The 25953-nt window shown below is 63.5% G+C and carries 26 protein-coding genes; 14 read left to right on the top strand and 12 right to left on the bottom strand.

Annotated features, from left to right (window positions below; all coding sequences use genetic code 11):
* Positions 1-29: 29 nt before the first annotated feature.
* Both RTH74_RS09760 and RTH74_RS09755 read right to left on the bottom strand, forming a co-directional pair.
* On the bottom strand, positions 30-1436 hold the full coding sequence (locus RTH74_RS09760) for an FAD-binding oxidoreductase (protein ID WP_316914537.1): 1407 nt from the start codon (positions 1434-1436) through the stop codon (positions 30-32).
* A 45-nt stretch (positions 1437-1481) separates the two neighbouring features.
* Positions 1482-2303 carry a nuclear transport factor 2 family protein gene (locus RTH74_RS09755; protein WP_316914536.1) on the bottom strand — a complete coding sequence of 274 codons (822 nt, stop codon included), beginning with the start codon at positions 2301-2303 and terminating at the stop codon, positions 1482-1484.
* Between the two features lie 118 nt (positions 2304-2421).
* Between RTH74_RS09755 and RTH74_RS09750 the strand changes: the two genes are divergently transcribed.
* Positions 2422-2649 (top strand): DUF2970 domain-containing protein, encoded by a 228-nt coding sequence (locus RTH74_RS09750; RefSeq protein ID WP_099524039.1) that lies wholly within the window; start codon positions 2422-2424, stop codon positions 2647-2649.
* Here the strand turns inward: RTH74_RS09750 and RTH74_RS09745 are convergent, their stop codons facing one another.
* Positions 2650-3663, bottom strand: coding sequence for an ABC transporter substrate-binding protein (locus RTH74_RS09745; protein WP_420713152.1), 1014 nt, complete (start codon positions 3661-3663; stop codon positions 2650-2652).
* Positions 3664-4142: 479 nt separating this feature from the next.
* Between RTH74_RS09745 and RTH74_RS09740 the strand changes: the two genes are divergently transcribed.
* The 3 genes from RTH74_RS09740 to RTH74_RS09730 all read left to right on the top strand — a co-directional run bounded on the left by RTH74_RS09740 (position 4143) and on the right by RTH74_RS09730 (position 6827).
* Positions 4143-5801 carry a nitrite/sulfite reductase gene (locus RTH74_RS09740; RefSeq protein ID WP_316914535.1) on the top strand — a complete coding sequence of 553 codons (1659 nt, stop codon included), beginning with the start codon at positions 4143-4145 and terminating at the stop codon, positions 5799-5801.
* A complete protein-coding gene (locus RTH74_RS09735; protein WP_125835074.1) occupies positions 5785-6282 on the top strand; it encodes a DUF934 domain-containing protein in 498 nt (165 codons plus the stop codon). The genes RTH74_RS09740 and RTH74_RS09735 overlap by 17 nt, the downstream gene beginning before the upstream one ends.
* Before the next feature lie 143 nt (positions 6283-6425).
* The gene (locus RTH74_RS09730; RefSeq protein ID WP_125835073.1) at positions 6426-6827 is read left to right on the top strand and encodes a transcriptional regulator; all 402 of its coding nucleotides are present in this window, start codon (positions 6426-6428) and stop codon (positions 6825-6827) included.
* 86 nt (positions 6828-6913) lie between these two features.
* Here the strand turns inward: RTH74_RS09730 and RTH74_RS09725 are convergent, their stop codons facing one another.
* Positions 6914-8596: a DEAD/DEAH box helicase gene (locus RTH74_RS09725; RefSeq protein ID WP_125835072.1), complete on the bottom strand. Its 1683-nt coding sequence runs from the start codon at positions 8594-8596 to the stop codon at positions 6914-6916.
* Positions 8597-9092: 496 nt separating this feature from the next.
* Positions 9093-9872 carry a spermidine synthase gene (locus RTH74_RS09720; RefSeq protein WP_280085531.1) on the bottom strand — a complete coding sequence of 260 codons (780 nt, stop codon included), beginning with the start codon at positions 9870-9872 and terminating at the stop codon, positions 9093-9095.
* 134 nt (positions 9873-10006) lie between these two features.
* Here RTH74_RS09720 and RTH74_RS09715 point away from each other — a divergent pair, with 134 nt between their 5' ends.
* The 8 genes from RTH74_RS09715 to RTH74_RS09680 all read left to right on the top strand — a co-directional run bounded on the left by RTH74_RS09715 (position 10007) and on the right by RTH74_RS09680 (position 18362).
* Positions 10007-11335: an NAD(P)-binding domain-containing protein gene (locus RTH74_RS09715; RefSeq protein ID WP_316914534.1), complete on the top strand. Its 1329-nt coding sequence runs from the start codon at positions 10007-10009 to the stop codon at positions 11333-11335.
* Positions 11332-12270 (top strand): bile acid:sodium symporter family protein, encoded by a 939-nt coding sequence (locus RTH74_RS09710; protein WP_420713151.1) that lies wholly within the window; start codon positions 11332-11334, stop codon positions 12268-12270. The genes RTH74_RS09715 and RTH74_RS09710 overlap by 4 nt, the downstream gene beginning before the upstream one ends.
* Positions 12270-13052, top strand: a complete 783-nt coding sequence (locus tag RTH74_RS09705) for an SDR family NAD(P)-dependent oxidoreductase (RefSeq protein WP_316914532.1) — start codon at positions 12270-12272, stop codon at positions 13050-13052. The genes RTH74_RS09710 and RTH74_RS09705 overlap by 1 nt, the downstream gene beginning before the upstream one ends.
* On the top strand, positions 13052-13792 hold the full coding sequence (locus RTH74_RS09700; RefSeq protein ID WP_316914531.1) for a sulfite exporter TauE/SafE family protein: 741 nt from the start codon (positions 13052-13054) through the stop codon (positions 13790-13792). The genes RTH74_RS09705 and RTH74_RS09700 overlap by 1 nt, the downstream gene beginning before the upstream one ends.
* A complete protein-coding gene (locus RTH74_RS09695) occupies positions 13789-15582 on the top strand; it encodes an amidohydrolase family protein (protein ID WP_316914530.1) in 1794 nt (597 codons plus the stop codon). The genes RTH74_RS09700 and RTH74_RS09695 overlap by 4 nt, the downstream gene beginning before the upstream one ends.
* Positions 15583-15656: 74 nt before the next feature.
* A complete protein-coding gene (locus RTH74_RS09690; RefSeq protein WP_316914528.1) occupies positions 15657-17003 on the top strand; it encodes a class II 3-deoxy-7-phosphoheptulonate synthase in 1347 nt (448 codons plus the stop codon).
* Positions 17004-17165: 162 nt separating this feature from the next.
* On the top strand, positions 17166-17921 hold the full coding sequence (locus tag RTH74_RS09685) for a M48 family metalloprotease (protein WP_316914527.1): 756 nt from the start codon (positions 17166-17168) through the stop codon (positions 17919-17921).
* Between the two features lie 51 nt (positions 17922-17972).
* Complete coding sequence (locus RTH74_RS09680) at positions 17973-18362, top strand: lysozyme inhibitor LprI family protein (protein ID WP_316914526.1); 390 nt, start codon at positions 17973-17975, stop codon at positions 18360-18362.
* On the opposite strand, the gene RTH74_RS09675 is transcribed toward RTH74_RS09680, so the two are convergent.
* The 4 genes from RTH74_RS09675 to RTH74_RS09660 are packed head-to-tail and all read right to left on the bottom strand — an operon-like array spanning position 18359 to position 21224.
* Entirely contained in the window at positions 18359-19552 is a 1194-nt protein-coding gene (locus RTH74_RS09675; protein ID WP_316914525.1) for a DNA glycosylase AlkZ-like family protein, read from the bottom strand. The genes RTH74_RS09680 and RTH74_RS09675 overlap by 4 nt on opposite strands.
* 14 nt (positions 19553-19566) lie before the next feature.
* Positions 19567-20013 carry a DUF3291 domain-containing protein gene (locus RTH74_RS09670; RefSeq protein WP_316914524.1) on the bottom strand — a complete coding sequence of 149 codons (447 nt, stop codon included), beginning with the start codon at positions 20011-20013 and terminating at the stop codon, positions 19567-19569.
* A gap of 17 nt (positions 20014-20030) precedes the next feature.
* Positions 20031-20975, bottom strand: a complete 945-nt coding sequence (locus RTH74_RS09665; RefSeq protein ID WP_316914523.1) for a DMT family transporter — start codon at positions 20973-20975, stop codon at positions 20031-20033.
* Between the two features lie 24 nt (positions 20976-20999).
* Positions 21000-21224 carry a DUF1127 domain-containing protein gene (locus tag RTH74_RS09660; RefSeq protein ID WP_099524006.1) on the bottom strand — a complete coding sequence of 75 codons (225 nt, stop codon included), beginning with the start codon at positions 21222-21224 and terminating at the stop codon, positions 21000-21002.
* A 97-nt stretch (positions 21225-21321) separates the two neighbouring features.
* Between RTH74_RS09660 and RTH74_RS09655 the strand changes: the two genes are divergently transcribed.
* On the top strand, positions 21322-22176 hold the full coding sequence (locus tag RTH74_RS09655) for a LysR family transcriptional regulator (protein ID WP_316914522.1): 855 nt from the start codon (positions 21322-21324) through the stop codon (positions 22174-22176).
* Here the strand turns inward: RTH74_RS09655 and RTH74_RS09650 are convergent.
* Positions 22171-22938: a sulfite exporter TauE/SafE family protein gene (locus RTH74_RS09650; RefSeq protein ID WP_316914521.1), complete on the bottom strand. Its 768-nt coding sequence runs from the start codon at positions 22936-22938 to the stop codon at positions 22171-22173. The two genes, RTH74_RS09655 and RTH74_RS09650, sit on opposite strands and share 6 nt — an antisense overlap.
* 100 nt (positions 22939-23038) lie before the next feature.
* Between RTH74_RS09650 and RTH74_RS09645 the strand changes: the two genes are divergently transcribed.
* On the top strand, positions 23039-24001 hold the full coding sequence (locus RTH74_RS09645; protein ID WP_316914520.1) for a LysR family transcriptional regulator: 963 nt from the start codon (positions 23039-23041) through the stop codon (positions 23999-24001).
* A gap of 94 nt (positions 24002-24095) precedes the next feature.
* Here the strand turns inward: RTH74_RS09645 and efp are convergent, their stop codons facing one another.
* Entirely contained in the window at positions 24096-24668 is a 573-nt protein-coding gene (efp, locus tag RTH74_RS09640) for an elongation factor P (RefSeq protein WP_003460252.1), read from the bottom strand.
* Between the two features lie 34 nt (positions 24669-24702).
* Positions 24703-25845 carry an elongation factor P maturation arginine rhamnosyltransferase EarP gene (gene earP / locus RTH74_RS09635; protein ID WP_316914519.1) on the bottom strand — a complete coding sequence of 381 codons (1143 nt, stop codon included), beginning with the start codon at positions 25843-25845 and terminating at the stop codon, positions 24703-24705.
* Positions 25846-25953: the final 108 nt, after the last annotated feature.

Here is a 25953-nt window from a genome sequence, read left to right as displayed (position 1 = left end):
CTCCGGATAAAGGAACGTCTGGCATTCACTCAGCCCATCATGCTTTCCATACGGGCCGCCACCGCTTGCGCCAGACGCCGGCGCCAGGCCGGGCTGCGCGGGTTGGCGAGGACTTCGTCCTCATGCACGAAGCTGCGGATGATCGCGTTGTAACCGAGCCAGCGGCAGGGTTCGGGCTCCCAGCGTCTCAGGCTGGAAATCGGGCTGTCGCTCAATACCCAGGGCTGACGCAGCAATTCGCTGTCACGCCCGAGAATCAGGTCGGCCAAGGTGCGCCCGCCGAGGTTGGTGGCACCGACGCCCTCGCCGCCATAACCGCCGGACAGCGCGATGCGGCTGCGCGTGTCGCGCAGCATGTGCGGCTGGAAACGCCGCGCCATGCCCAGATTGCCGCCCCAGGAATGGGTGAAGCGCACATTGCGCAACTGCGGGAAGATTTCCCCCATCAGGTAGCGGCGCAGACCCAGCTCGTCTTCAGTGAGATTAAAATCGCCGCGCAGGCGCCCACCAAAGCGGTAACCACCGCGCGCCCCGAAGATCAGACGGTCGTCGAGGCTGCGCTGGCCATAGGTGACCTGACGGCTGAATTCGCTGAACGCTTGCCCCCGCTCCAGACCGATACCAGCCCAGACGTCCGCCGGCAGCGGCTCGGTGGCTACGATCAGGCTCTGCACCGGCAACTGGTGATTGCCCAACGGCGGCAAAGTGGCGGCATAGCCCTCGATGGCCGGCACCACCCAATCAGCCGTGACCTGGCCTTGAGCCGTGCGCACCAGGCCGGGCTGCCAGTCGATCACCGGGCTGCGCTCGTACAGCTCGACACCCAGACCCTCGACGCAGCGTGCCAGGCCCCGCACCAGCTTGGCCGGCTGGATCGTGGCGCAATGCGGGCTGTATAGCGCGCCGTAGGCATTGGCCACGCGCAACTGGGTGGCCAGTTCGCTCGGCGGCAGCCAGCGGTAGTCGTCCTCGCTCAGGCCCAGCGCACGCAATTCTTTGAGGTACTCCCGCAGGCGCACCTCCTGCTCGGGATAGCGCGCCGCGCAATACAGCACGCCGCCCTTGCGCAGGTCGCAGTCGATGCCCTCGCGGGCGACCACCGAGGCCACTTCATCGGGAATGCCGTGCAACAGGTCGAAGGTTGCCTTGCGCTCGGACGCTGGCAGGCTGGCCAACAAGCGATCCTCGCCGAGCAGGTTGCCCATCAACCAGCCACCATTGCGCCCAGACGCACCGAAACCGGCGGTCTCGGCTTCCAGAATCACCACACGCAGCTGCGGCGCCTGACGTTTGAGGTAATAGGCTGTCCATAGGCCGGTGTAACCCGCGCCGATGATCACCACGTCGGCCTGCAGCTCGGCTTGCAGGCTGGGCCGCGCCTGCAGCGGATCATCGAGCTGATCCATCCACAGACTGATGTTGCGCCAGGGATTCATCCACGCCTCCGTCATCAATCGATGACCCAAGGCTAGTCGTGGCGCTCAGTGGTTGTCTTGCGTGCGTGCCCGCGCGGAAATCTGCTTGAGGTAGGCCGTTGGCGACAGCCCGGTATGGCGCTTGAAGCAGCTGTAGAAGGCCGACAGCGAGTTGAAACCCGCCGCAAAAGCCAGCTCATCGATACGTTTGAGGTCGCTGCCCGCCTGCAAGCCATCGAGCAGGTACTGCAGGCGGGCGCGGTTGACGTAGCGGTAGAAGCTCTCGCCCAGCACCTGGTTGAGCAGGTGGGAGATCTGGTTACGGCTGTAACCCGTCGCAGCGGCCACCTGCTGCAGGTCCAGTTCAGGGTCGAGAAACGGCTGGCTGCGCTGGAAGTAGTCCTGCAGGTCCTGCGCCAGTTGGCCGAGCTGGCGGGTCGACAGCCCCAGGCGGCTGATGGCCGGGCGTGAACTGACAGCCTCGCCGGCGCCACGGGCCTCACGTACCAGCGTGGCGTATTCGTTGATGCGCCAGATCAACCCATCACGCACGGTGATGGCTTCACCGGTGCGGAACGACACCAGCCCTTCCCCGCCCTGCAGGCTGGTGCAGTACTGGATGAACGCGGTATGACCGTCGATGCGGATACGGTCGACATGCTCCAGCAGCTCGCCAGGGCGACGCGGCAGGTTGTTCTCGACGTACTCGCGCAGTTCGCCCAGGCGCATGCAGCGCTGCTGATAGAAGTCGTTGTACTCGATCTGCGGGTGATACAGCGCCATCACCGCGTCGAGGTCGCGGTGCTTCCAGCTCAGGTGGTAGCGCAGGATGGTTTCGCGGGTGCGCTCGGTCTGCGCGGCATCGTCAGCAAAGAGATCGTCAGGCATGGTCAAGATCGGTGGTCAGCGCTCGCGCAGATTGCCTGATTCGCCGCGGCCAGCCTAGTCCCTCGTGCTGGCGTGGCGGTTGCGGACTATGCTTGCAGGACCGACGGAGAGGTTGACCATGAGTGATCAGGACAAAGACCCCCAACAGGCCCCACTGACCCTGCGCGAGATGCTGCATAGCGTGCTGGCCGCTGCCCTTGGCGTACAGAGCGGTAAGAACCGTAGCCGCGACTTCAGTCGCGGCAAGCCCAGCCACTTCATCCTGCTCGGCGTGCTCTTCACCGCCTTGTTCGTGGTCGTATTGCTGGCAGCGGTGAAACTGATCCTGCACCTGGCGACCGGCTGATCACTCCAGCAGGGAGGCGATCGAGCAGTCGTAGCGCGACTGCTCCGGGTGCTTGAGCAGGCTGAACTGACCAAAGTCCAGGTCGATATCCGGCCGGGCGAGGCGTTTCAGCAGTTTCTCCGACTGTTCTTTGTCGACCACGCGCAGTAAAGATGCCACCTGGTTCTCGCCGCCGCGCGTGATGAAATCCAAATCACGGGCATGGTCACTGAGCATCACCATGGCACAGGCTCCGAGGATGAAGTGGCCGCTCGCCAGCACATCGATTCGCCCATCGATGTGCGCCTGCAGCACCCGAGTCGAGTTGTTCAGGGCGGCATAGCGCAGATCTCTACCCAGCTCATCTGCCGCACGCATCACGCCAAATGCCATTGCATCGTTCGCAGACCAGACCAGGTTCACACCTGGATAGCGCGGCAAAAGGCTTACCGCCTGCTCATAGGCGCGTTGCTCCTGCCATTCACCGTGCACGGCCTGCATCAACTTGATCTGCGGCGCCTCATTCAAGGCCCGCTGCAAGCCCGCCAGACGCAGGATGGAGGATGGCGTTTGCTTGACCCCGGAAAACGCCAGCAACTCGGCTGGCTGTCCCTCAGTGAGGGCGATCAGGTCACGCCCCATCAGGTACCCAGCCTCTTCATCATTGGGTACCAGACTTCCCAGCCAGTTGCGATGGCGCTCGCGACTCCCGCCGATCAGTGCCTGCTGTTCGTCAGTCAGGGTGCTATGAAGAGCAAACAGCTTGACCGCGCTGTTCTCGAACAAGCGCAACACCACTGGCCCCTGAAATTGCTCGTTGGTGAAGATCAGATAATCGGGATGCTCGCCATCGAGGACCTGCCGAGCATTGCTTAACATCCGCACAGGATCGCGCTCGCCATAGAGCACCTTGAGCTCCATGCCGAGATCGCCGGCGGCGTCCTGCATGTAGCGGGAGTAATCACTCCAGAATGGCTCGTCGGAATAGCCAGGATTGAGGAAGATCACTAACGGCGCACGAGGTTGTGCTGTCACCGATGTGCAGCACAGCAATAACCACAGGCCCAACACCCACCGGATCACGGCACCCCTCCCTAATCAACGGGGCGCAGTATAGGGCGCAAATGACAAAAGGCCGACCGCTAATGCGTGTCGGCCTTTATCCTCACTGTCCGCTGACCCAGAAGACCGCAGTACCTACCGCAAGAAGGATCAGGCAAAAGATCGCCCAGGCATCGGTGACGCTGTCGGAATTTTCCACTTCGGTGTGTTCGCTCATGGTTCCCCCTCTTTTTGTGCTTTTGGGTGGTGCACACTGCATTTAAGACCAGCCTGGGCCATCACTCAAACCTTCTGGTTATGCTCTGGAGCGGTCTTATTCCTTAAACTCAGGTTTATATATTCAAACATCACTTTTACGCATAAACCTGAGCTGGTATCGTGCCCCGGCTCCTCGGGGAGTGCGCGGCCGTGCGCGCTGATTGGCAGTAAGTAGCCTGAAAACAGGACCCTTCATGTACGTATATGACCAGTACGATCAACAGATCGTCGAGGATCGCGTCAAGCAGTTCCGCGATCAAACCCGCCGCTACCTCTCCGGAGAACTGAGCGGCGAGGAATTCCGTCCGCTGCGCCTGCAGAACGGTCTCTATATCCAGCGTTTCGCGCCCATGCTGCGCGTCGCCGTGCCTTACGGCCTGCTGTCGTCCGCCCAGGTTCGCGTGCTTGCGCGCATCGCTCGTGACTACGACAAAGGCTATGCCCACATCAGCACCCGGCAGAACGTCCAGTACAACTGGCCGGAGCTGGAAGACGTGCCGGAGATTCTCGCCGAGCTGGCCACCGTGCAGATGCACGCCATCCAGACCAGCGGCAACTGCATCCGCAACACCACCACCGACCAGTTCGCTGGTGTGGCCAAGGACGAGATCATCGATCCGCGTCCCTGGTGCGAAATCATCCGTCAGTGGTCGACCTTCCACCCCGAGTTCAGCCACCTGCCGCGCAAGTTCAAGATCGCCGTAAACGGCGCCGTGGGCGACCGTGCCGCCATCGAAGTGCATGACATCGGCCTGGAGGCGGTGAAGAACGCCGCCGGCGAGCTGGGCTTCCGTGTTTCCGTCGGTGGCGGCCTGGGCCGTACCCCGATCGTCGGCAGTTTCATCAACGAATTCCTGCCGTGGCAGCACCTGATCAGTTATCTCGACGCCATCCTGCGTGTGTACAACCGCTATGGCCGTCGCGACAACAAGTACAAGGCGCGCATCAAGATTCTGGTCAAGGCGCTGACCCCGGAAGTGTTCGCGCAGCGCGTGGACGCAGAATGGGCATACCTCAAGGACGGTCCGAGCACCCTGACCGAAGCCGAAGTCGCGCGCGTTGCCGCACACTTCGTCGACCCGGCCTATCTGGCCCTGCAGGACGAAGACGCCCTGCTCGCCCAGCAGAACGCAGAGCATCCGGGCTTCGCCCGTTGGCGCGAGCGCAATACCTTCGCTCACAAGAAGCCTGGCTACGTTGCCGTGACCCTGTCGCTTAAGCCCACTGGCGTGGCGCCGGGCGACGTCACCGACAAGCAGCTCGATGCCATCGCCGACCTGGCCGATCGCTACAGCTTCGGCGAAGTGCGCAACAGCCATAACCAGAACATCATCCTCGCCGACGTCGAGCAGCGTCAGCTGCTGACCCTGTGGGGCGAGCTGCGCGAGCAAGGCTTCGCCACGCCGAACGTCGGTCTGCTGACCGATATCATCTGCTGCCCGGGTGGCGACTTCTGCTCGCTGGCCAACGCCAAGTCGATCCCGATTGCCGAAGCCATTCAACGTCGCTTCGATGACCTCGACTACCTGTTCGACATCGGCAATATCGACCTGAACATCTCCGGCTGCATGAACGCCTGTGGTCACCACCACGTTGGCCATATCGGCATCCTCGGCGTGGACAAGAAAGGCCAGGAGTTCTATCAGGTCTCGCTCGGCGGCAGCGCTGGCCGTGACGCCAGCCTGGCGCAGATCCTCGGCCCATCCTTCGCCGAAGCGGACATGGCCGATGTGATCGACAAGATCATCAAGGTCTACGTCGAACAACGCACAGAAGAGGAAAGCTTCCTCGATACTTACCGCCGCGTCGGTATCGACCCGTTCAAGGAGCGCGTCTATGCAGCGAATCATTAAGAACGGTCAGGTGGTTGACGAAACCTGGCACCTGTTGCCCAAGGACGTGACCCTGGACGTCATCCCCAACTGCGACGACATCATCGTCCCGCTGGCCCTGTGGCGCGAGCATGCTCACGCCCTCAAGGCCCGCGACGGCGGCCTCGGCGTGTGGCTGGAAGCTGGCGACGAGATCGAGGAAATTGCCGATGATCTGGCGCACTTCCAGGTGATCGCCCTCGAGTTCCCGGCCTTCACCGACGGCCGCCACTCCTCCACCGCCTACCTGCTGCGCACTCGCTATGACTACAAAGGTGAAGTCCGCGCCATCGGCGACGTCCTGCGCGACCAGCTGTTCGCCCTGCGCCGCGTCGGCTTCGACGCCTTCGCCGTGCGTGCCGACAAGGACCCGTACGATGCGCTGAAGGCCTTCGAGGACTACAGCGAGGTGTACCAGGCTTCGGCCGATCAGCCGCAACCGCTGTTCCGTCGCCGCGCCTGATCGAGCGCAGCTGAAGCCCCCAAAACGCCCCGACTGGTTCGGGGCGTTTTGCTTTGTGCATCTGCGCTCGATCAATTCAGGTCGAACCGTGGCCCATCTCTGGAGTCGGACCCTATAAGTCCATCGCATAGGGAGAGACAGCCATGAAGCATGATTGGGACCTGATCGAACGCCTGCTGCATGAGGCGCAGAATTCCGCTGGCAAGCCATTCGCCCCGCGTCGCTACGCCGAAGACTTGGCTGCGGAACAAGAGAATGCGGGCGACCCCGTGCAGGACCTCGACCACCTGCGTGCGGAGGCCGCTCGCTACGAAGCACGCCTGCTGGAAAACGGCTTCATAGAGCCGCGCCCGGAAGATCAAGGCGGCAACGGCGAGAACTTCGTGCTGACCGCGCGAGGCGCGCAACTGCTGAGCATGCTCGACAGCAGCATCCCCGGCAGCGAGCACCCGCGTGAAGTGCTCGACGAAGCCGGCGAAGCGGCGTTGACGCCCGAGGTGTTCGACCGTCTGGCGCCCAAGGCCAATCTTAGTGAAACCAGCTAACCAGTCATCGCGCAAATAAAAACGCCGCGCCCCGTAAAGGGCGCGGCGTTTTGCTGATCCTGTGACAAGGCATCAAGCCTGGCGGATCAATCCTCGCGGTAGCGACGCAGTTTCAGCGCCTTGCCAGCAACGCGGGTGTCTTTCAGCTTGCCGAGCAGACGATCCAGACCGTCTTCCGGCAGCTCGACCAGGCTGAAGGTTTCGCGGATCTGGATACGACCGATCGCTTCGCGAGCCAGACCACCTTCGTTGAGGATGGCGCCGAGCAGGTTCTTCGCGGCGATACCGTCGCGAGTACCCAACGCAGTGCGGCAACGCACGCGACCTTCGGTCAGCGGTACTGGCGCACGGCGCTCGCGGTATTCGCCGCGCTCACCACCACGCTCGCCGTCACGTTCGCGACGCTCACGCGGGGCACCGCCAACGCCCGGCACCAGCGGCTGCTCGCGCTCGACGGTGGCCAGATCCAGCGCCTGACCATTGGTGGCCTTCTTCAGCAGCGCAGCGGCCAAAGCGCGCGGGCTGCAACCGATGTCGGCAGTCAGACGGTCGAGCAGATCGCCATGGCTGGCTTCGGCATCAGCCACCAGCGGCGCCAGGCTGCTGGTCAGTTTCTTGATACGCGCATCGAGCACTTGCTGGGCGTTCGGCAGCTTGACCTCACCGACCTTCTGCCCGGTGACACGTTCGATCACCTGCAGCATGCGACGCTCACGCGGGGTCACCAGCAGCAGCGCACGACCATCGCGACCAGCGCGGCCGGTACGGCCGATACGGTGTACGTAGGACTCCGGGTCGTACGGCATGTCGACGTTGAACACGTGGGTGATGCGCGGTACGTCGATACCACGAGCAGCAACGTCAGTCGCGACGACGATGTCCAGACGGCCATCCTTGAGCGACTCGATCACGCGCTCACGCTGGTTCTGGGCTATGTCGCCGTTCAGCGCAGCGGCCTTGAAGCCTTTGGCCTCCAGAGCGGCAGCCAGATCCAGAGTGGCCTGTTTGGTGCGTACGAAGGCGATCAGCGCGTCAAAATCCTCGACTTCCAGCAGACGCAACACGGCGTTGGTCTTCTGATCGGCGTGGATCATCAGGTGCGCCTGCTCGATACGCGAGACAGTCTGGGTCTTGGCAGCGATCTTGACGTGTTGCGGCTCGCGCAGGTGCTTTTCGGCGATGGCACGAATCGAATGCGGCAGCGTGGCGGAGAACAGCACGCTCTGGCGGCTTTCCGGCATGGCTTCGAAGATCACTTCGAGGTCATCCATGAAGCCCAGCTTGAGCATCTCGTCAGCTTCGTCGAGTACCAGATGCTGAATGGTAGACAGCACTTTCTCGTCACGACGCAGGTGGTCGACAAGACGACCCGGCGTGGCAACGATGACCTGAGCGCCCTGGCGAATGGCCTTGAGCTGCGGGCCCATGGGCGCGCCGCCGTATACGGCAACGACGTTCAGGCCAGGCATCTGCTTGGAGTAGGTTTCGAAGGCGGTGGCAACCTGCAGGGCCAGCTCACGAGTCGGCGCCAGAATCAGCACCTGCGGCTCGCGCTTGGCCGGGTCGATCTTCGACAGCAGTGGCAGCGCGAAGGCTGCAGTTTTACCGGTACCGGTCTGCGCCTGACCGATCATGTCGTGGCCGGCGAGAATCACCGGAATGGCCTGCGACTGGATCGGAGACGGCTCTTCGTAACCAACGGCGGTCAGAGCGGCGAGAATATTGGGGTGAAGTCCGAGCGCGGCGAAGCCGCCGATTTCCTGGGTCATGGGTCTGCCTCAAGTGCATCCGCAAAGACCCATGTTCCAAAGCTGCGCATGCCGTGTAAGACCTTTTGGGTCACCCTGGCAGCCTGGTCGGCGGGGATTTGCGAAAACGTGATGAAAGTGAATCGTCAAGGATAGTCCGCTGGGGACTGGCTGCCGGGTTTAATTTCCCGGGCGAGTTGCGCTACCTGAACGTGGCCAGAAAATTGGCCGGCGCGCATAATACCGGAAATTCCTGACCAAGGTGCTGTTTTTTATCCTTACATGTCACCCCGCAGGGGCTTTTCTAGAGCTTTGCGCAGTTTTTACGCCGGGCGGCGTATCAGGTAGCCGGGCGCAAGGCCGCAATCAACCTTGTAGGGTGGGCTTTAGCCCACGCTGACCGTCGGTGGTGGGCTGAAGCCCACCCTACGGGCCTTTGCCCCCCCAACACTTAACTCAGACATAGCCTTTAAATATCCGGAAGGCTGTTCGCCGCTGGTTTACGCCGGGCGGCGTATCAGGTGGCCGGGCGCAAGGCCGCGATCAGCGGCTGCAGCGAATAACCCAGACGGGGGGCCAGCTCGCCGGCGCGGGCCTGCAGACGCCCAAGATCCATGCGCTGATCGAGCTCCGCCGGGATCAACAGCACCACGTTGCCCTCCTTCACCGGGCACTCCCAATAGTGGCGATGGTAGAGACCACGCAGCAGTGCCGCGCCAAGCGGCTTGCCGTCGTTGCCTGCCCATTGGTTGATGATCAGCCAGCCACCCGGATTAAGCTTTTCGCGGCAGCGCTCGAGAAAGCGCCAGGCCAGATGCCCGGCGCCCGGCCCCTGGTCGGTGTACAGGTCGAGAAAGATCAGGTCGGCGGTTTCCGCGCTGTCGAGCAGCTCGGTGGCATCACCGATGCGAATGGTCAACCGTGGATCGTCGTCCAGGCCGAGAAACTCCATGGCCAGGCGCGGCACGTCCGGGCGCAATTCGATGGCCTCGACGTCCTCCAGCGGCAGGAATTTCAGGCAGGCCTGGGTCAGGTTGCCGGCGCCCAGCCCCAGGAACAGCGCGGTTTCCGGTTCGTCGTGACACAGCGCGCCCAGCAGCATGGCGCGGGTGTAGTCGTACTCCAGCCAGCTCGGATCACCCTGAAACACGCAGCTCTGCTCGATGGCATCGCCGAACTCGAGAAAGCGATAGGCGCCGATCTGCACCACACGGATCACCCCAAAGGCGTCGCGCACTTCGGCCAGCAGAACCTCGTCCTGCAGCTGCAACTCGTCGTCCGGCGGCAACCCTGGCATCGAAACCTCCCCACAGTGACATCCCGTACCACAACAACCGGGCTAAAGGCGCCGATTGTCATTGAAGCAGCCGCCCCCGGTCACGCAATAATTCCAACACTTGCGCTGCACTCATAACAATAACGAGGTTCGCCATGTACGCCATCATAGGTGCCGGCCCCATGGGCCTGTGCACGGCACGGCAATTGAAGAAGTACGGCATCGATTTCGTCGGCTTCGAGCTGCACAGCGACGTTGGCGGGCTGTGGGATATCGATAACCCGCACAGCAGCATGTACCAATCGGCGCACCTGATCTCCTCCAAGGGCACCACCGAATTTCGTGAATTCCCCATGCGCGCCGAGGTGGCGCCCTACCCGCACCACAGCGAAATGCGCCGCTACTTTCGCGACTACGCCAGGCAGTTTCGTCTCTACGAGCATTACCAGTTCGACACCCGTGTGCTGCAGGTGCAGCGCGAGCAGCATGGCTGGAAGCTGATCAGCGAGCGCAGCGGCGAGCAGCGCGAATTGCATTTCAAGGGCGTACTGATCGCCAATGGCACCCTGCATACGCCCAACCTGCCGCGCCTGCCCGGTGATTTCTCCGGTGAGTTGCTGCACTCCAATGCCTACAAGAGCGCGGATATCTTCGCCGGCAAACGGGTGCTGGTGGTTGGCTGCGGCAACTCGGCCTGCGATATCGCCGTCGATGCCTTGCATCGCGCCGCCTCGGTCGACCTTTCGGTGCGCCGTGGCTATCACTTCCTGCCCAAATTCATCCTCGGCAAGCCCACCGACACCTTCGGTGGCGCGATCAAGCTACCGCGCCGTCTCAAACAATTTGTCGACGGACTGCTGGTGCGCGCCCTGGTCGGCAAACCCTCGCAGTACGGCCTGCCCGACCCGGACTACCGCCTGTACGAATCCCACCCGGTGATGAACTCGCTGGTGCTGCACCATATCGGCCACGGCGATATCCACCCTCGGGGCGACATCCAGTCGGTGAGCGGGCAAGGCGTGACCTTCGCCAATGGCGAACAGGCCGACTACGACCTGATCCTCATGGCTACCGGCTACAAGCTCGACTACCCCTTCATCGACCGCAACGAGTTGAACTGGCCACAAGAGGCCGGTGCACCACAGCTGTATCTCAACGTATTCCACCCCGAGCACGACGACCTGTTCATGCTCGGCATGGTCGAAGCTTCCGGCCTGGGCTGGCAGGGGCGTGACGAGCAGGCAGAGCTGGTCGCGCTGTATATCCGTCAACTGCAGGCTGGCAGCGCCGCCGCTCAGGCCCTGCGCCAGACCATTCGCGCTCAATCCAGGCAGCGCCTGGATGGCGGCTATCGCTACCTGCAGCTGGAGCGCATGGCCTATTACGTGCACAAGGACAGCTATCGTAGACGCATAGCCGAACACAGCGCCGCCCTGCGCCGTGAGCTGGCCAACGACGGCGTACTCGCCGCGCAGGGAGCATGAGCATGGAACAGGTGAATATCGCCTTCGACCCCAGCAGCCTGGTGCTGATCAACCTGATCGTCGCGTTGATGATGTTCGGCGTCTCCCTGGACCTGCGCGCCGAAGACTTCCGCCGCATCGCCCGCGCGCCCAAGGCCCCGGTGATTGGCATGCTGGCGCAATTTTTGCTGCTGCCGGCGCTGACCTGCCTGGCGTGCTGGGCCCTGGCCATCGAGCCGCAACTGGCGCTGGGCATGACCCTGATCGCCGCCTGCCCAGGCGGCAGTTTCTCCAACATCATGACCTGGATGGCACGCGGCAACGTCGCGCTGTCGGTGAGCATGACCGCCGTTTCCAGCGTTGTCGCCAGCGTGCTGACACCGCTCAACTTCGCCCTTTACGCCTGGCTCAATCCACACACGCGGCCGTTGCTGACGCAGATCGAACTGGACCCGCTGAGCTTGCTGCTGCTCGTACTGCTGGTACTCGGCCTACCTCTGCTGGCAGGCATGTGGGTCGGCCGGCGCTTCCCGCAACTGACGCTTAAAGTGGAAAAGCCCCTGCGCCTGTTCGCCTTGCTGGTAATGCTCGGTTTCGTCGCACTGGCGTTCAGCCGCAACCTCGAGCAGTTCACTCGGCATTTCCATCTGTTCTTCTGGCTGGTGGTGGCGCACAACGCCCTGGCGCTGAGCATTGGCTATCTCAGCGCACGCCTGAGCGGGCTACCGGTGGCAGACCGCCGCGCACTGACGCTGGAAGTGGGCATCCAGAACTCGGCGCTGGGCCTGGTAATCATCTTCACCTTCTTCCCGCAGGCCAGCGGCATGTTGCTGATCGCTGCGTTCTGGGGTTGCTGGCATCTGGTGTCCGGCCTCAGCCTGGCCTGGCTCTGGTCACGCAGACCGCCTGAAACCAGCGCAGTGCTGACGCCTTTGTCCAGCACAGGAGAGCGATGATGCGCGTGGTCCTGATCACTGGCGCCGCCAGCGGCCTCGGCTGGCAACTGGCGCGCGCCTGTCACGCCCGTGGCGATGCCCTGCTGCTCACCGATATCGATGCCAGCGGTCTCGCGGCTCGCGCCGATGAACTGGGCAGTGAGCGCGTACTGGCCCTTGCTGGCGACATCACCGACCCCGAGTTACATGCACGCCTGCTCGACGGCTGCCAGCAGCGCTTCGGCCGGTTGGACGTGCTGATCAACAACGCCGGCATCACCCACCGTTCGCCCACGCTGCGCACTGATCCCGCGGTATTTCGCAAGGTCATGGCGGTGGACTACCACGCGCCGCTGGAACTGACCCTGGCCGCCCTGCCGCTGCTGCGTGAAAGCCGCGGCCAGGTGGCCTCCATCGGCTCCATGGCCGGCTGGATGCCGGTGCTCGGTCGCGCCGGTTACTGCGCCGCAAAAAGCGCCCTGGGCCAGGCCTTCGAGGTGCTGCGCGCCGAGATCGCCCGTGACGGCATCGGCCTGCTGATGGTCTATCCAAGCTTTCTCGATACCCCCATCGACCGCAACGCCCTGGGCGGCGACGGCAAACCGGCCGGCCATGCCCGCTCGACCATCGGCAGAATTCGCGGCGCCGACTGGATGGCAAGCCTGATTCTCGATGCACTGCAGCAGCGCCGCGAACGCCTGTTCCCTGATTGTGGCAGCTGGCTGGCGAGCCTGCTCTGGCGTCTGGCGCCGGCGCTGTACCACCGCAAGATGAGCCAGCGTTTCGCCGGGGAGATCAGCTGATGGCCATGGCGCCCTACGCCCTCGGCGGCTTCATTCTGCTGGCCTACACCCTGGAGGCCGTCACCGGCTTTGGCAGCGTAGTCATCGCGCTGTCGCTAGGTGCATTGCTGCTGCCCATCGATCAATTGCTACCGATCCTGGTGCCGTTGAACATCTGCATGACCGGCTACTTGGCGCATCGCCACTGGCAGCAGATCGACCGCCGCCTGCTGCTTGGTACCCTGTTGCCCGGCATGCTCATCGGCACGTTACTCGGCTATTGGCTGCTGCCTTATCTGGACACCCAGGCGCTGAAGATCGGCTTCGGCGCGCTAATTGTCTGGTTCGCCGGCCGCGAACTATGGCGCCTGCGCCGGGCGAGCGCACCAGCACAACGCCCGGCCTGGCTGACTCGCGTCATTTCCATCGCCGCCGGCCTCAGTCATGGCCTGTTCGCCTCCGGCGGTCCGCTGCTGGTTTACGGCCTGGCCGGCACTCAACTGGACAAAGCGCGGCTGCGCGCCACTCTGGTCACGGTCTGGTTCACCCTCAACAGCCTGCTTACCCTCGCCTTTCTGCTCGACGGCCGCCTGCTGCCGGCGCTGCCTCAGGTGCTCACCTACGCCCCGCTTCTGCTGCTCGGCGTGTGGCTGGGCGAACGCCTGCACCGGCGCTTCGACGAGCGTCATTTCCGCCTCGCCATCTACATCCTGCTGTTGGTCACCGGCATCCTGCTGCTGGCGCCCTGGAGACTGCCATGAGCTACGACATCATCATCAACAACGGCCTGTACTTCGACGGCACCGGCGCGCCGGGCGCAATCCGCCATATCGGTATCCGTGACGGCAAGGTCGAGGTACTCAGCCTCAGCCCACTGGACGAGGCCGGTTGCCCTGAGGTGATCGACGCCAAGGGCCAGTGGCTTACCCCCGGCTTCTTGGAGATCCACTCGCACTACGATGCCGAGGTGATCGCCGCCCCCGCACTGAAGGAGTCGGTGCGCCACGGCGTCACCAGCGTGACCATCGGCTCCTGCTCCATCAGCATGGTGCTGGCTGATGCCGAGGACTGCTCCGACCTGTTCACCCGCGTCGAGGCGGTGCCGCGCGAGTACGTGCTGCCGATCCTCAAGGAGAAGAAAACCTGGCGCGACGCCGCCGGCTATCGCGCCTTCTACGACCAGTTGCCGCTGGGGCCGAACGTCAATTCCTTCCTTGGCCATTCCGAGCTGCGTGTGGCGGTGATGGGCCTTGAGCGCGCCACCAGCCGGGTGAAGCCGAGCGAAGCCGAACTGGCGCGCATGGAGCAACTGCTCGAAGAGGCGCTGGATGCAGGCTGCATCGGCCTGTCGGTGATGACCACGCGGCTGGACAAGATGGACGGCGACCGCGCCTGGTCCAGCCCGCTGCCGTCGACCTTCGCCAGCTGGAAGGAGTTCTCCCGTCTGTTCGCCGTGCTGCGGCGGCGCGGCGCGGTGTTACAGGGCGCGCCGAACGCGGTGACCAAGGTCAACGTGTTCGCCTTCCTCTGGCAGGCCCATGGCTGGTTCAGGAAACCGCTGAAATGCACCATGCTCACAGCGCTCGATCTCAAGTCGCAGCCGCTGCTGCACCGCTTCACCCGCCTTTCTGGCTGGCTGGCGAACAGGGTGCTGCGCGGCCACTTCCGCTGGCAGACCCTGCCGGCGCCCTTCACCTTGCGCCTTGAAGGGCTCAACGTGAACGCCTTCGAGGAATTCGGTGCCGGCGAGATCCTGCGCAACATCAAGGACCCGGATGAGCTCTACGCCAAGGTCAAGGAGCCGGCGTTCCGCGCCCTGTTCAAGAAGCAGGTAAAGGCCGTGCTAACCAAGGGCCTGTGGCACCGCGATTTCTCCGATTGCTGGGTGACCGAATGCCCAGATGCCAGCCTGGTCGGCAAGAACTTCAAGCAACTGGGCCAGACTCGCGGCCTGGATGCGGTGGACGCCTACTTCGAACTGGCCTGCCAGTACCGCGAGGCGCTGAAGTGGACGACCTGCTACGGCAACCAACGCGAGGCGATCATGCGCAAGCTGCTGGCCAGCCCCTGGACACACCCCGGCTTCGCCGACTCCGGCGCGCACCTGCGTTCCATCGCCCAGTACAACTTCCCGCTACGTTTTCTCAAGTACGTGCGGGACGCCGAATTGGCCGGCGAGCCATTCATGGAGCTGGGCAAGGCGGTGCGCCGCTGCAGCGGCGAGCTGGCCGACTTCATTGGCGTCGATGCCGGCTACCTGCGCGTCGGTGATCGTGCCGACCTGGTGCTGATCGATCCCGCCGGGCTCGACGATACGCTGGATGAACTGCACGAGGCGCCGATGGAGGTGCTCGGTCTGGTGCGGGTGGTCAAACGTAACGATGCAGCGGTCGCGCTGACCCTGATCAACGGCCGCATCGCCTATCGTCGCGGCCTGGAATACCCGGATGACCTGGGCAAGGCGCAGCGCTACGGACGCTTCCTGCCGGCGCGCGATGTATCGCCGCGCACGCTGCCTGCTCGGGCATTCGAACCGGCCCCGGCGTCATGAGCCAATACACGTAGGGGCCGCGGGGCTTATCGGTTACCATGCGCCTCCGCCTGATCAACCGCTAGAGACGCAGCATGCCCAACGCCTGGAGCCCCGAAAGCTGGAGGGCCAAGCCCATCCAGCAGCAGCCTGAATACCCTGATGCCGCGCACCTGACCCGCGTCGAGCAAACCCTGGCCGGCTACCCGCCGCTGGTATTCGCCGGCGAGGCGCGCGAACTGCGTCGCCAGTTCGCCGAGGTCACCCAGGGCCGCGCATTCCTGCTGCAGGGCGGCGACTGCGCCGAGAGCTTCGCCGAGTTTTCCGCCGCGAAAATCCGCGACACCTTCAAGGTACTGCTGCAGATGGCCATCGTCATGACCTTCGCCGCCGGCTGTCCGGTGGTCAAGGTCGGGCGCATGGCCGGCCAGTTCGCCAAGCCGCGCTCGTCCGGCAGCGAAACCATCGATGGTGTCACCCTGCCCGCTTACCGTGGCGACATCGTCAACGGCATCGGTTTCGACGTCGCCAGTCGCGTACCCGATCCGGAACGCCTGATGCAGGCCTACCACCAGGCCACCGCCAGCCTCAACCTGCTGCGCGCCTTCGCCCAGGGCGGCTTCGCCGATCTGCACCAGGTGCACCAGTGGAACCTCGACTTCATCGCCAACTCTGCGCTGGCCGAGAAATACCACCAGCTCGCCGGTCGCATCGACGAAACCCTGGCCTTCATGCGCGCCGTGGGCATGGACAGCGCGCCGCAGCTGCGTGAAACCAGCTTCTTCACCGCCCACGAGGCGCTGCTGCTGAACTACGAAGAAGCATTCGTCCGTCGCGACAGCCTCACCGGTCGCTGGTACGACTGTTCGGCGCACATGCTTTGGATCGGTGATCGCACCCGCCAGCTGGACGGTGCACACATCGAATTCATGCGCGGCATCGAGAACCCCATCGGGGTCAAGGTCGGCCCGAGCATGGACCCGGACGAGCTGATCCGCCTGATCGACACCCTCAACCCGGACAACGATCCGGGTCGTCTCAACCTGATCGTGCGCATGGGCGCGGACAAGGTCGAAGCACACTTCCCGCGTCTGCTGCGCAAGGTCAAGGAAGAGGGTCGCCAGGTGCTGTGGAGCTCCGACCCCATGCACGGCAACACCATCAAGGCCAGCAGCGGTTACAAGACCCGCGATTTCGCGCAGATTCTCAGCGAAGTCCGGCAGTTCTTCGCCGTGCACCAGGCCGAAGGCACCTACGCCGGCGGCATCCATATCGAGATGACCGGGCAGAACGTCACCGAGTGCATCGGCGGTTCACGCCCGATCACCGAGGATGGCCTGTCCGACCGCTACCACACGCACTGTGACCCGCGCATGAATGCCGACCAGTCCCTGGAACTGGCCTTCATGATCGCCGAAACGCTGAAGCAGGTACGCCGCTGACCCGCAGCGCCCTGGCCACTGGCCAGGGCGCGAACCGGCTCGCACTTCTATTGTGCGCTATCCGGCATAATGCCGCCCCGACGCGAGCACCGTGCAGGTGCCAAAGATGCTACCCAGCCGGAAAGGACTCGCGGCCAACACCCCCCAACAAGGACGATGACCATGCAACTGCGTACCACCCTCTCCGCTTTCGCCCTGTCCAGCGCCGCTCTGCTGACTGGCTGCCAGAACATGTCTCCCGACGCCATGCTGCAATCCGGCCTGATGGCCGTGCAGGCCGCGACTCTCAGCGACGCCGAAGTACGCAGCATGTCCGACCAGGCCTGCGCCGAAATGGATGCCGAAGCCAATATCGCCGGCCCGAACAGCCCGTACAGCAAACGTCTGGACAAGATCGCCAACAACCTCGGTCATCAGATCAACGGCACGCCGATCACTTACAAGGTGTATCAGGCCGACGAGGTCAACGCCTGGGCCATGGCCAACGGTTGCGTACGCGTCTACAGCGGCCTGATGGACCTGATGACCGACAACGAAGTGGAAGGCGTACTCGGCCACGAGATCGGCCACGTCGCCCTTGGCCACAGCAAGAAGGCCATGCAGACCGCCTACGCCACCACCGCTGCACGCAATGCCGCAGCCGCTTCGGGCAATGCCTCCGTCGCCGCCCTGTCCGCCTCGCAGCTCGGCGCCCTGGGTGAGCAACTGGTCAACGCGCAGTTCTCGCAAAGCCAGGAAAACGCCGCCGACAACTTCTCCTTCGACCTGCTGACCCAGCGCAACATCCCGCGCGACGGCCTGGTCACCGCGTTCGAGAAGCTGGCCAAGCTGGGCGGCGGCGAAAGCAGCATGTTCTCCTCGCACCCAGGCTCCAGCGACCGCGCCGCCAACATGCGCACCCGCCTGGCGGCCAAGTAAGCATCAGGTTCAGGGGCTGTAGTGCAGCCCCTGTCTCATTGGGAGATTGCCATGTCGATACTGCGTAACGGCTTGCTACCGCTCACTCTGCTGCTGCCGCTCGGCGCCTGGGGTGATTACGACAAGCAGTACCAGGCCTGCCTGGACGCCAGCGGAATGATCAACAACGCCAGCGTCGCCGGCTGCGCCGAAGGCGTATCGGAAACGGTGAAGAAGGAGATGAACCGCATCTACCAGCAGCTGTTCCTCAAGCTGCAGGAAAGCCAGCCAGCGGACGCCGAACAGCTGGAAACGGCGCAGAAGGCCTGGTTGATCTACCGCAACGGCCAGTGCGACCTGCAGGGCAAGCACGTCGGCTCGCCGATGTACTACACCTGCCCGATGGAGCTGAATATCCAGCGCGTTGAGGAACTGAGGTTCCTGCTGGAAAACGGCGGCTAACCGAGCAAGCCCCGCAGATTAACGTTCGGCGCCAGCCACACCTCTTCCAGGCCCAGCCAATGGGCCAGCGCGCGCAGCGAATCGCCCAGCGCCAACCGCGCCTCCTCGCTCAACACCGCTTCCTCCAAATGCACAGCATGCACTGCCAGGCGCCCGGCCGCGCGCTCGCTGCGCAGATCCACCCGCGCCAACAGGCGTTCGTGGTGCAGAAACGGCAGCACGTAATAGCCGTACACGCGCTTGGCCTGCGGGGTGTAGATCTCCAGCCGATAGCGGAAGCCGAACAACCGCTCGATGCGCTCGCGTTCCCAGATCAGGGAATCGAACGGTGACAGCAAGGCGCTATGGCGAACACGCCGGGGAATGCGCGGCTCACCACGGCAATAGGCCACCTGCCGCCAGCCTTGCACCGCGACGGGCAACAACTCGCCCGCCTCCACCAATTCGGCGATACGGCGCTTGCTGTCACTGACGTCCAGCCGGTAGTAGTCGCGCAAATCGCGCTCGGTCGCGACGCCAAGGGCATCGGCAGAACGCAGCAACAGGCGGCGCTGCGCTTCGGCCTCATCCAGGTCCGGGTGGTTCAACACCTCCGCGGGAACGACCCGCTCTGGCAGGTCGTACAGCCGCTCGAAGCCACGCCGTCCGGCAACCGTCACCTCGCCTGCGGCGAACAGCCATTCCAGCGCCGTCTTTTCCGCGCTCCAGTCCCACCAGGGGCCGGCCTTCTCGGTACGCGAGGACAGGCTGCCGGCGCCCAGCGCACCGCGCTCGCGCACGGCCTGCAGTACGCTATCTAAAACGTCGCGCCGCTCGACACCGAACTTCGCCAACTCGCGATAGATGCCCTGCCCATCCGCCGCTCGGCGCATCCGCCAGCGCAGCAGCGGGTAAAGCTCCAGTGGCAACAAGGAGGCTTCGTGCCCCCAGTATTCGAACAGCCGCCGGCGCCGCGCGCGCCCCCAGGCCAGTTCATCTAGGTGCTCGGCCTGGTAATGACCGAGGCGGGAAAAAGCCGGTAAGTAGTGCGAGCGCACCAGGGCATTGACCGAGTCGATCTGCAGCACGCCCAAACGCTCGATCTGCGCCTGCAGGTGCTTGTGGCCAACGGCGCCGCGCGGCGTGCGGCCGAAACCCTGGGCAGCCAGGGCCAGACGGCGCGCTTCAGCGAGAGAAAGAGAAAGGGTCATGGCGACTCAGCCTATCAGGCTGGCGCCGCGAACGCATGACGGAAGGTAAAGGCCTGCGCCGTCGCGCCATGCTCGCGCAGATGAGCCAGGCGTTCGGCAGCCTCGGTCACGCTTGGTCGATGCCCCGCCGGCACCCACCACAGCACCTGATGCGCCTGCTCGACGCGCTCGAACCATTCGCGGCGCCGCTTGAGCATCTCGGTATGCGCGGATTTGTAGACGTAATCGCTGAGCGACTGCACATCCTGCCAAAGCGACATGTTGACCAACACCTCGTCACCAAACGGGCGGATCGCCGTAGCGTCGCCCGCCTCGTCCTGCAAACGCCAGACATAGCCGGGCGAACCTTCTGCCAGCGCATTGATACGCTCCAGATTGGCGACGAAGTCAGCCATCTCTGGTGACTCCAGTGGCGCCTTCATCCAGGCGATGTTCAGTTGAGCCAAGTGATAAGCGGGCAATTTTCAGCCTCCTTGCGTCAGGGTTGTTGCGTCAGGCCACGCCAAACGGCCAGGCGGCGACGCAACCAGGCCTCGCTGCTGACCAGGGTGATGCCCGACAGCACTAGCGCCGCGCCGATGATGAAGTTCAGGGTCAGCGGTTCGTCCAGCACCAGCACGCCAAAGGTGACGCCAAACAGCGGGGTCATGAAGGAGAACACTGCCATGTTCGAAGCCAGGTAGCGGCGCAGCAGCCAGAACCAGGTCAGGTATGTGAAGAACGACACCACCACGCCCTGCAGCAGAATGCTGGCGATGGCCACAGGCGTCCAATGCAGGTGGGACAGGTCCACCACCATCAGTGCATAGGCCAGCAGCAGCACGAACGCCACCGCCAACTGATAGAACAGGGTCAACCCGGCCGGCGCTTCGGACAGGCGCGAACCCCGCACGACGACCGTGGTCGCGCCCCAGGCCATACCAGCGCACAGCCCCAACGCGTCGCCCAGCAGCATACCGGCATCGACCTCGGCCCAGTTGCCACCGACGCCGAATGCCATCACCACCCCGCCGAAACACAGGGTGATACCCAGCCACTGCAGGCGTCGCAAGCGCTCGCTGGGCAATAGAAAGTGCAGCCCAAGCGCCGAGAAGATCGGCGCGGTGTAGAGAAATACCGCCATATGCGAAGCCGTGGTGTAGCGCAAGCCAAGGGCGATGAAGAAGAACTCCAGTGCGAACAACACGCCCGCCAGCAATCCAGCCAGCCACGTCGAGCTGACCCATTCGCGCCATCCGCGCTGCCACAGCAAGAGCAAGCCGACCAGCACGGCGGCGATGCCGGAGCGCAAGGCCACCTGCAGCATGGGCGCGATATCGTCCGCGGCCAGCTTGATCGCCACCTGCTGACTGCCCCAGATGGCGCATAACAACATCATCAGCTGGAACAGGAAAAAATCGGAGCCCTTGCGCACCGCGTTCATTCAACAACTCCTGTCATGTACTACTCACTTTTTCAGCGGGTCATCCCAGAACGGCCGCTCGGCCTCCTGCAACACATCAGCTCGGGACAGTCCCAGGTCCTTCAATGCAGCATCATTCAGTTGCGCCAGCTGTGCCCGCTCGCGAGCCAGTTGACGCCAGCGCCGCAGCATACGCCATACACCGCCCAGCGACGGCAACCGTTCGAAGTGGATGGCCTGAGCCAACGCATAACCTTTCTGACCTTTCATCTTTTCGCCCTCCCTGTGGGGTTGGCGTCAGTGTCGGGTCCAGCTTAAGATCAATCCAACGAATGTTTCTTATGGAATCCATCTCGAGGATTGATGAATGGCCTTCCACCCCAGTATTGATACCGAATTGCTGCGCAGCTTTGTTGCCATCGCCGACACCGGCGGTTTCACCCGCGCCGCAGAAACGGTCAATCGTACCCAGTCAGCCGTGAGCATGCAGATGAAGCGGCTGGAGGAAGACGTGGTGCAACGCCCGTTATTCGAACGCGATGGCCGCCAGGTGCGGCTGACGCCAGAGGGCCAGGTGCTGCTGGGTTATGCGCGGCGCATCCTCAAGCTGCACGGCGAGGTACTCAACACCCTGCGCGAACCGCATATGGTCGGTGCCGTGCGCATCGGTACGCCGGACGACTACGTGATGCGCTTTCTGCCGGAGATCCTCTCGCGCTTCGCCCAGGCCTATCCGCTGGTGCAAGTAGAGGTGCATTGCGAGCCGTCGGGACAACTGCTGCTGCGCCAGGATCTGGACCTCACCATCGTCACCCGCCAACCTGGCAAGGAGATCGGCCAACTGCTGCGCCAGGAGCGCTTCGCCTGGGCAGTGGCCCAGGGATTCTGCCCGCACGAGCAGAATCCCATGCCGCTGGCCATGTTCAACGCCGACTGTTTCTGCCGCGAATGGGCCTGCAACGCGCTGGACACGATGGGGCGCCCCTACCGCATCGCCTATACCAGCCCCAGCCTGTCGGCGATCTTCGCCGTGGTACGCGCGAGTCTGGCCGTCACTGCGCAGCTGCAAAGCCTGATCACCCCCGACCTGCGCATGCTCGGCGAAGCCGAAGGCCTGCCGCTGCTGCCGCTGACCAGCATCGTGCTGCTGCGTAATGAAAGTAGCCAGTCACCCGTGACCGAGTGCCTGGCCGATCACATCGTCGAAGGTTTTCGCTTATAGGCTGCCGCTCGATTCCAGCGCCAACATCAGCGCACAGAGCAGCAGGAAACCGCAGAACAGGGTGCGCAGCAGGCGCTCCGGCAGCGAATGCGCCAGGCGCACGCCCCAACTGATGCTGAGCAGGCCACCAACGGCCAGCGGCACGCCCATCCACCAGTTGACGTGACCGTGCACAGCGTAGGTAAACAGCGTCACCCCGGTGCTGGGCAGCGCCAACGACAGCGAAAGTCCCTGCGCCACCACCTGCGTGGTGCCGAACACGCTGGTCAGCACCGGCGTCGCCACCACGGCGCCGCCCACGCCAAACAACCCGCCCATTGCGCCGGACACCCCGCCCAGCACACCGAACCAGCCCCAGTGATGACGCAGCTCGCCGCTGGCCGGCGCCTGAGCCATCAGCATGCGCAGCAGGTTGTAGGCCGCCAGAGCCAGTAGAAAACCGACGAAGGCCCAGCGCATGGTGCGCGAATCCACCTCCACCGCATACAGGGAGGCCAGCCAGGCGCAGAAGAAGCTGGTAACGCCGAGTAGCAGGGCATAGCGCAGATCGATGCGATTGCGTTGATGGTAACGCCAGATCGCCAGCATCACGTTCGGCACCACCATGACCAGTGCAGTCCCCTGAGCAAGCTGCTGATCCAGCCCAAAGACAATGCCCAGCACCGGAATGGCGATCAACCCACCACCGATGCCGAACAAGCCACCCAATGTTCCCAGGCCCAGCCCAAGCAACAGATTCAGCAACAGGTCGAACAGATTCATGACACCTCCAGATAGAGGACGCATGTTAGCCAGTCACGGCTAGCGCGGAAACGCACAGCAACGCACAATGGCTTTGCTTAATGCGCACAAGCAGGCTGCCATGAACCCCGATACCCTGACCGACCAACTGGAACTCTTTCTCGACGTGCTGGAGACCGGCAGCTTCTCCGCAGCCGCCAGGCGCCACCCGCTCACACCCTCGGCGGTGGCACGGCGCATCGACGCCCTGGAGCGCGCCATGGGCAGCAGTCTGTTCAGCCGCACGACCCATGCAGTACGCGTCACCCCGGCGGGTCTGGCGTTCGCTGAGCGCGCTAGGCGCATCCTCGCCGAGTTGCACCTGGCGCGCGCCGAAGCGGTCTCCCTGAGCAGCGCACCCGAAGGCATGATCCGTATCGATGCCCCCTCGCCTTTCGGCAGACGCCACCTGGCCCCGGCGATTGCCGAGTTTCTGCGCGCCAATCCCGGCCTGGATGTACAGCTGCGGCTGATCGACAGCTTCATCGACCTACAGGGTGAGCACCTGGGCGAGGTAGATATCGTCGTGCGCATCGGCCCGCTACCGGACAGCCGACTGGTCGCCACGCCCCTGGCATCGATGACCCGCATCGTTTGCGCCAGCCCGGACTACCTGCGTCGACGCGGCATCCCACGCAGCCCACTGGAACTGGAGCAACACGACGGCCTCGACTGGGACAGCCTCGCCCCACCCTACGCCTGGCGCTTCGAAGTCGACGGTAAATTGCAGCTGTGCAAACCCAAGCGTTTGCGTCAGACCAGCAACAATGCCGAGACCTTGCTGTTCAGCGCCCTCGCTGGCCTTGGCGTGGCACACCTGCCTACCTGGATGAGTAGCGAGCATCTGCAGCGCGGCGAGCTGATCCCACTGTTCTGCGAACAAGGCTTGCCGACCGTCGAGCCGGTGAGCATCTATGCCTTGCGCCTGGAGCGCGAAGCTAGCCCACGGACACGGCTGCTGCTGAGCTTCCTGCAGCAGCGCTTTGGCTTTCCACCGCCCTGGGACCAGGCGCTGCAAACCAGTCTGGCCATCCCACAGCAGTAAGGCTTGCGTGGGAGCGGCTTCAGCCGCGACAGAGCCCTGAAAATCAGGCACAAAAAACCCGGCATCTAGGCCGGGTTTCTCGTGCAGCTTACGCTCAGGCCGGAGCCTGGGTGCGGCCCTTGTAGGAACCGTCACGGGTATCGATCTCGATCCAGTCGTCGATGTCGACGAACTCGGCAACCTTGATCTCGGTACCGTTGCGCAGCTTGGCAGGCTTCATCACCTTACCGGAGGTGTCGCCACGAGCAGCGTTCTCGGTGTAGACAACCTGACGCACGATGGTGGTCGGCAGGTCAACGGAGATCACTTTGCCTTCGAAGAACACGGCTTCGCAGACGTCGCTCATACCTTCTTCGATGAACGGCAGAACGCTTTCCAGATCTTCGGAACGCAGCTCGTAAGAGTTGTATTCCGGATCCATGAACACGTAGTCCTCACCGCTGATGTAGGACAGGTTCACTTCCTTGCGCTCGAGAATCACCGGCTCCATCTTGTCGTCGGCTTTGTAGACGGTCTCGGTCTTGGAACCGTTGAGCAGGTTCTTCAGCTTCATCTTGACGATGGCGCTGTTACGACCGGACTTGGTGAACTCGGCCTTCTGGATCAGCCACGGCTGGCCATCGATCAGGGCCACGCTGTTGACTCTCATTTCTTGTGCAGTTTTCATGCGGATATCCGAAATATGCGGGAGGTACAGAAATCTAGGCCGCGTATGATAGCCAATTTAAGTAAAACTGTTCCAGCGCCGTGGCAAGATCCGACCGAGCGGCCTGCTGATCGCACCACTGCTCGGCGTGTCGCTGCAGTGCCGGCCATGCCGCGAGAAGCGCAGGCCAGGCCGCTTCCATCCCCTCGCCGGCGTTCCACGCACGCCAGAATTCAGCCTGAGCGACGGCAATTTCTGGCACCAGATCAGCGCTGTAGATCGCCAGAAACGCCTCAAGTTTGTCCCAGTGCGCCCCCTCCTCTTGCGGGTAAATGTGCCAGAGCAGCGGTCGACCGGCCCATTGCGCGCGGATGAAGGAGTCCTCACCGCGCACCGCATTCAAATCGCAGCACCACAGCAGGCGGTCGTAGTCGTCCTGGGCCACGAAAGGCAGCACATGGATCACCAGGTTACCGCGCCTGCTGTGATCACTCGGCGCCAATGACCCTTCACCCAGCCAGTTCTGCAAATCGGCAAGAATCTTGCCCTGCGGCACCAGCAACTGCGTCGGCTGCGGATCGGCCGCCAATACATCCAGCCATCCCGCCAGGCCTGCGTTCTCATAGGCGAATAGAGAAATCAGCCGCGCCCCGGGCTCACGCACCACTCCGAGTGACTGCAGGAACGCCTGCTGCGCCTGCGCGTCAGCCTGAAAGGCACGCCGCCGCGTCAACAGATCGGCTTCGCGCAGCAAACCGCCCGTGCCCTCCACGAATCCAGGGAAGAAAAAGAACTTCTGCAAGCCTCCAGGCTGCGGCGATGGCAGGCCATGGCAGCCTGCGACCCAGTCCTCGGCACTGAGATACTCAAGATTCAGCCACAAACGGCGCGTACCGCTGAGAGTCATCGCCTCGATATAAGACGCAGGCAACTGGCAGGCGAAGGCCTCGATCACCACTTGCGCAGGCTCAACCACAGGGAACGGCTCCGCCCACTGGCGCACCTCGACACCACTCCAATGCTGACATTGGGCATCAAGGCTGGCCTCGGGGCACAAGCGCACGAACGCCCCCAGCTCGTCGACCCACAGACGCACCGCATGCCCCTGCTCGGCCGCCAGTTGCCGGGCCAGCCGCCAGGTCACGCCGATATCACCGTAGTTGTCCACCACGCTGCAGAAGATGTCCCACCTGGCCACACTGCGCCCCTTCGGAAAATGATCGCCATTCTAACCGGCGAACAAGAAAAAGCCCGCCAGAGGCGGGCCAAGGGGAGCGCTGGAGCGAGCGCGGGGTAAAACAGTGAA

Origin of the sequence: Pseudomonas sp. zfem001, assembly GCF_032621725.1 — a bacterium.
In the GTDB taxonomy this organism is placed as follows: Bacteria; Pseudomonadota; Gammaproteobacteria; order Pseudomonadales; family Pseudomonadaceae; genus Aquipseudomonas; species Aquipseudomonas sediminis.
The sequence above is the reverse complement of the archived record's forward strand: the minus strand, read 5'-3'. Positions and strand labels throughout refer to the sequence as shown.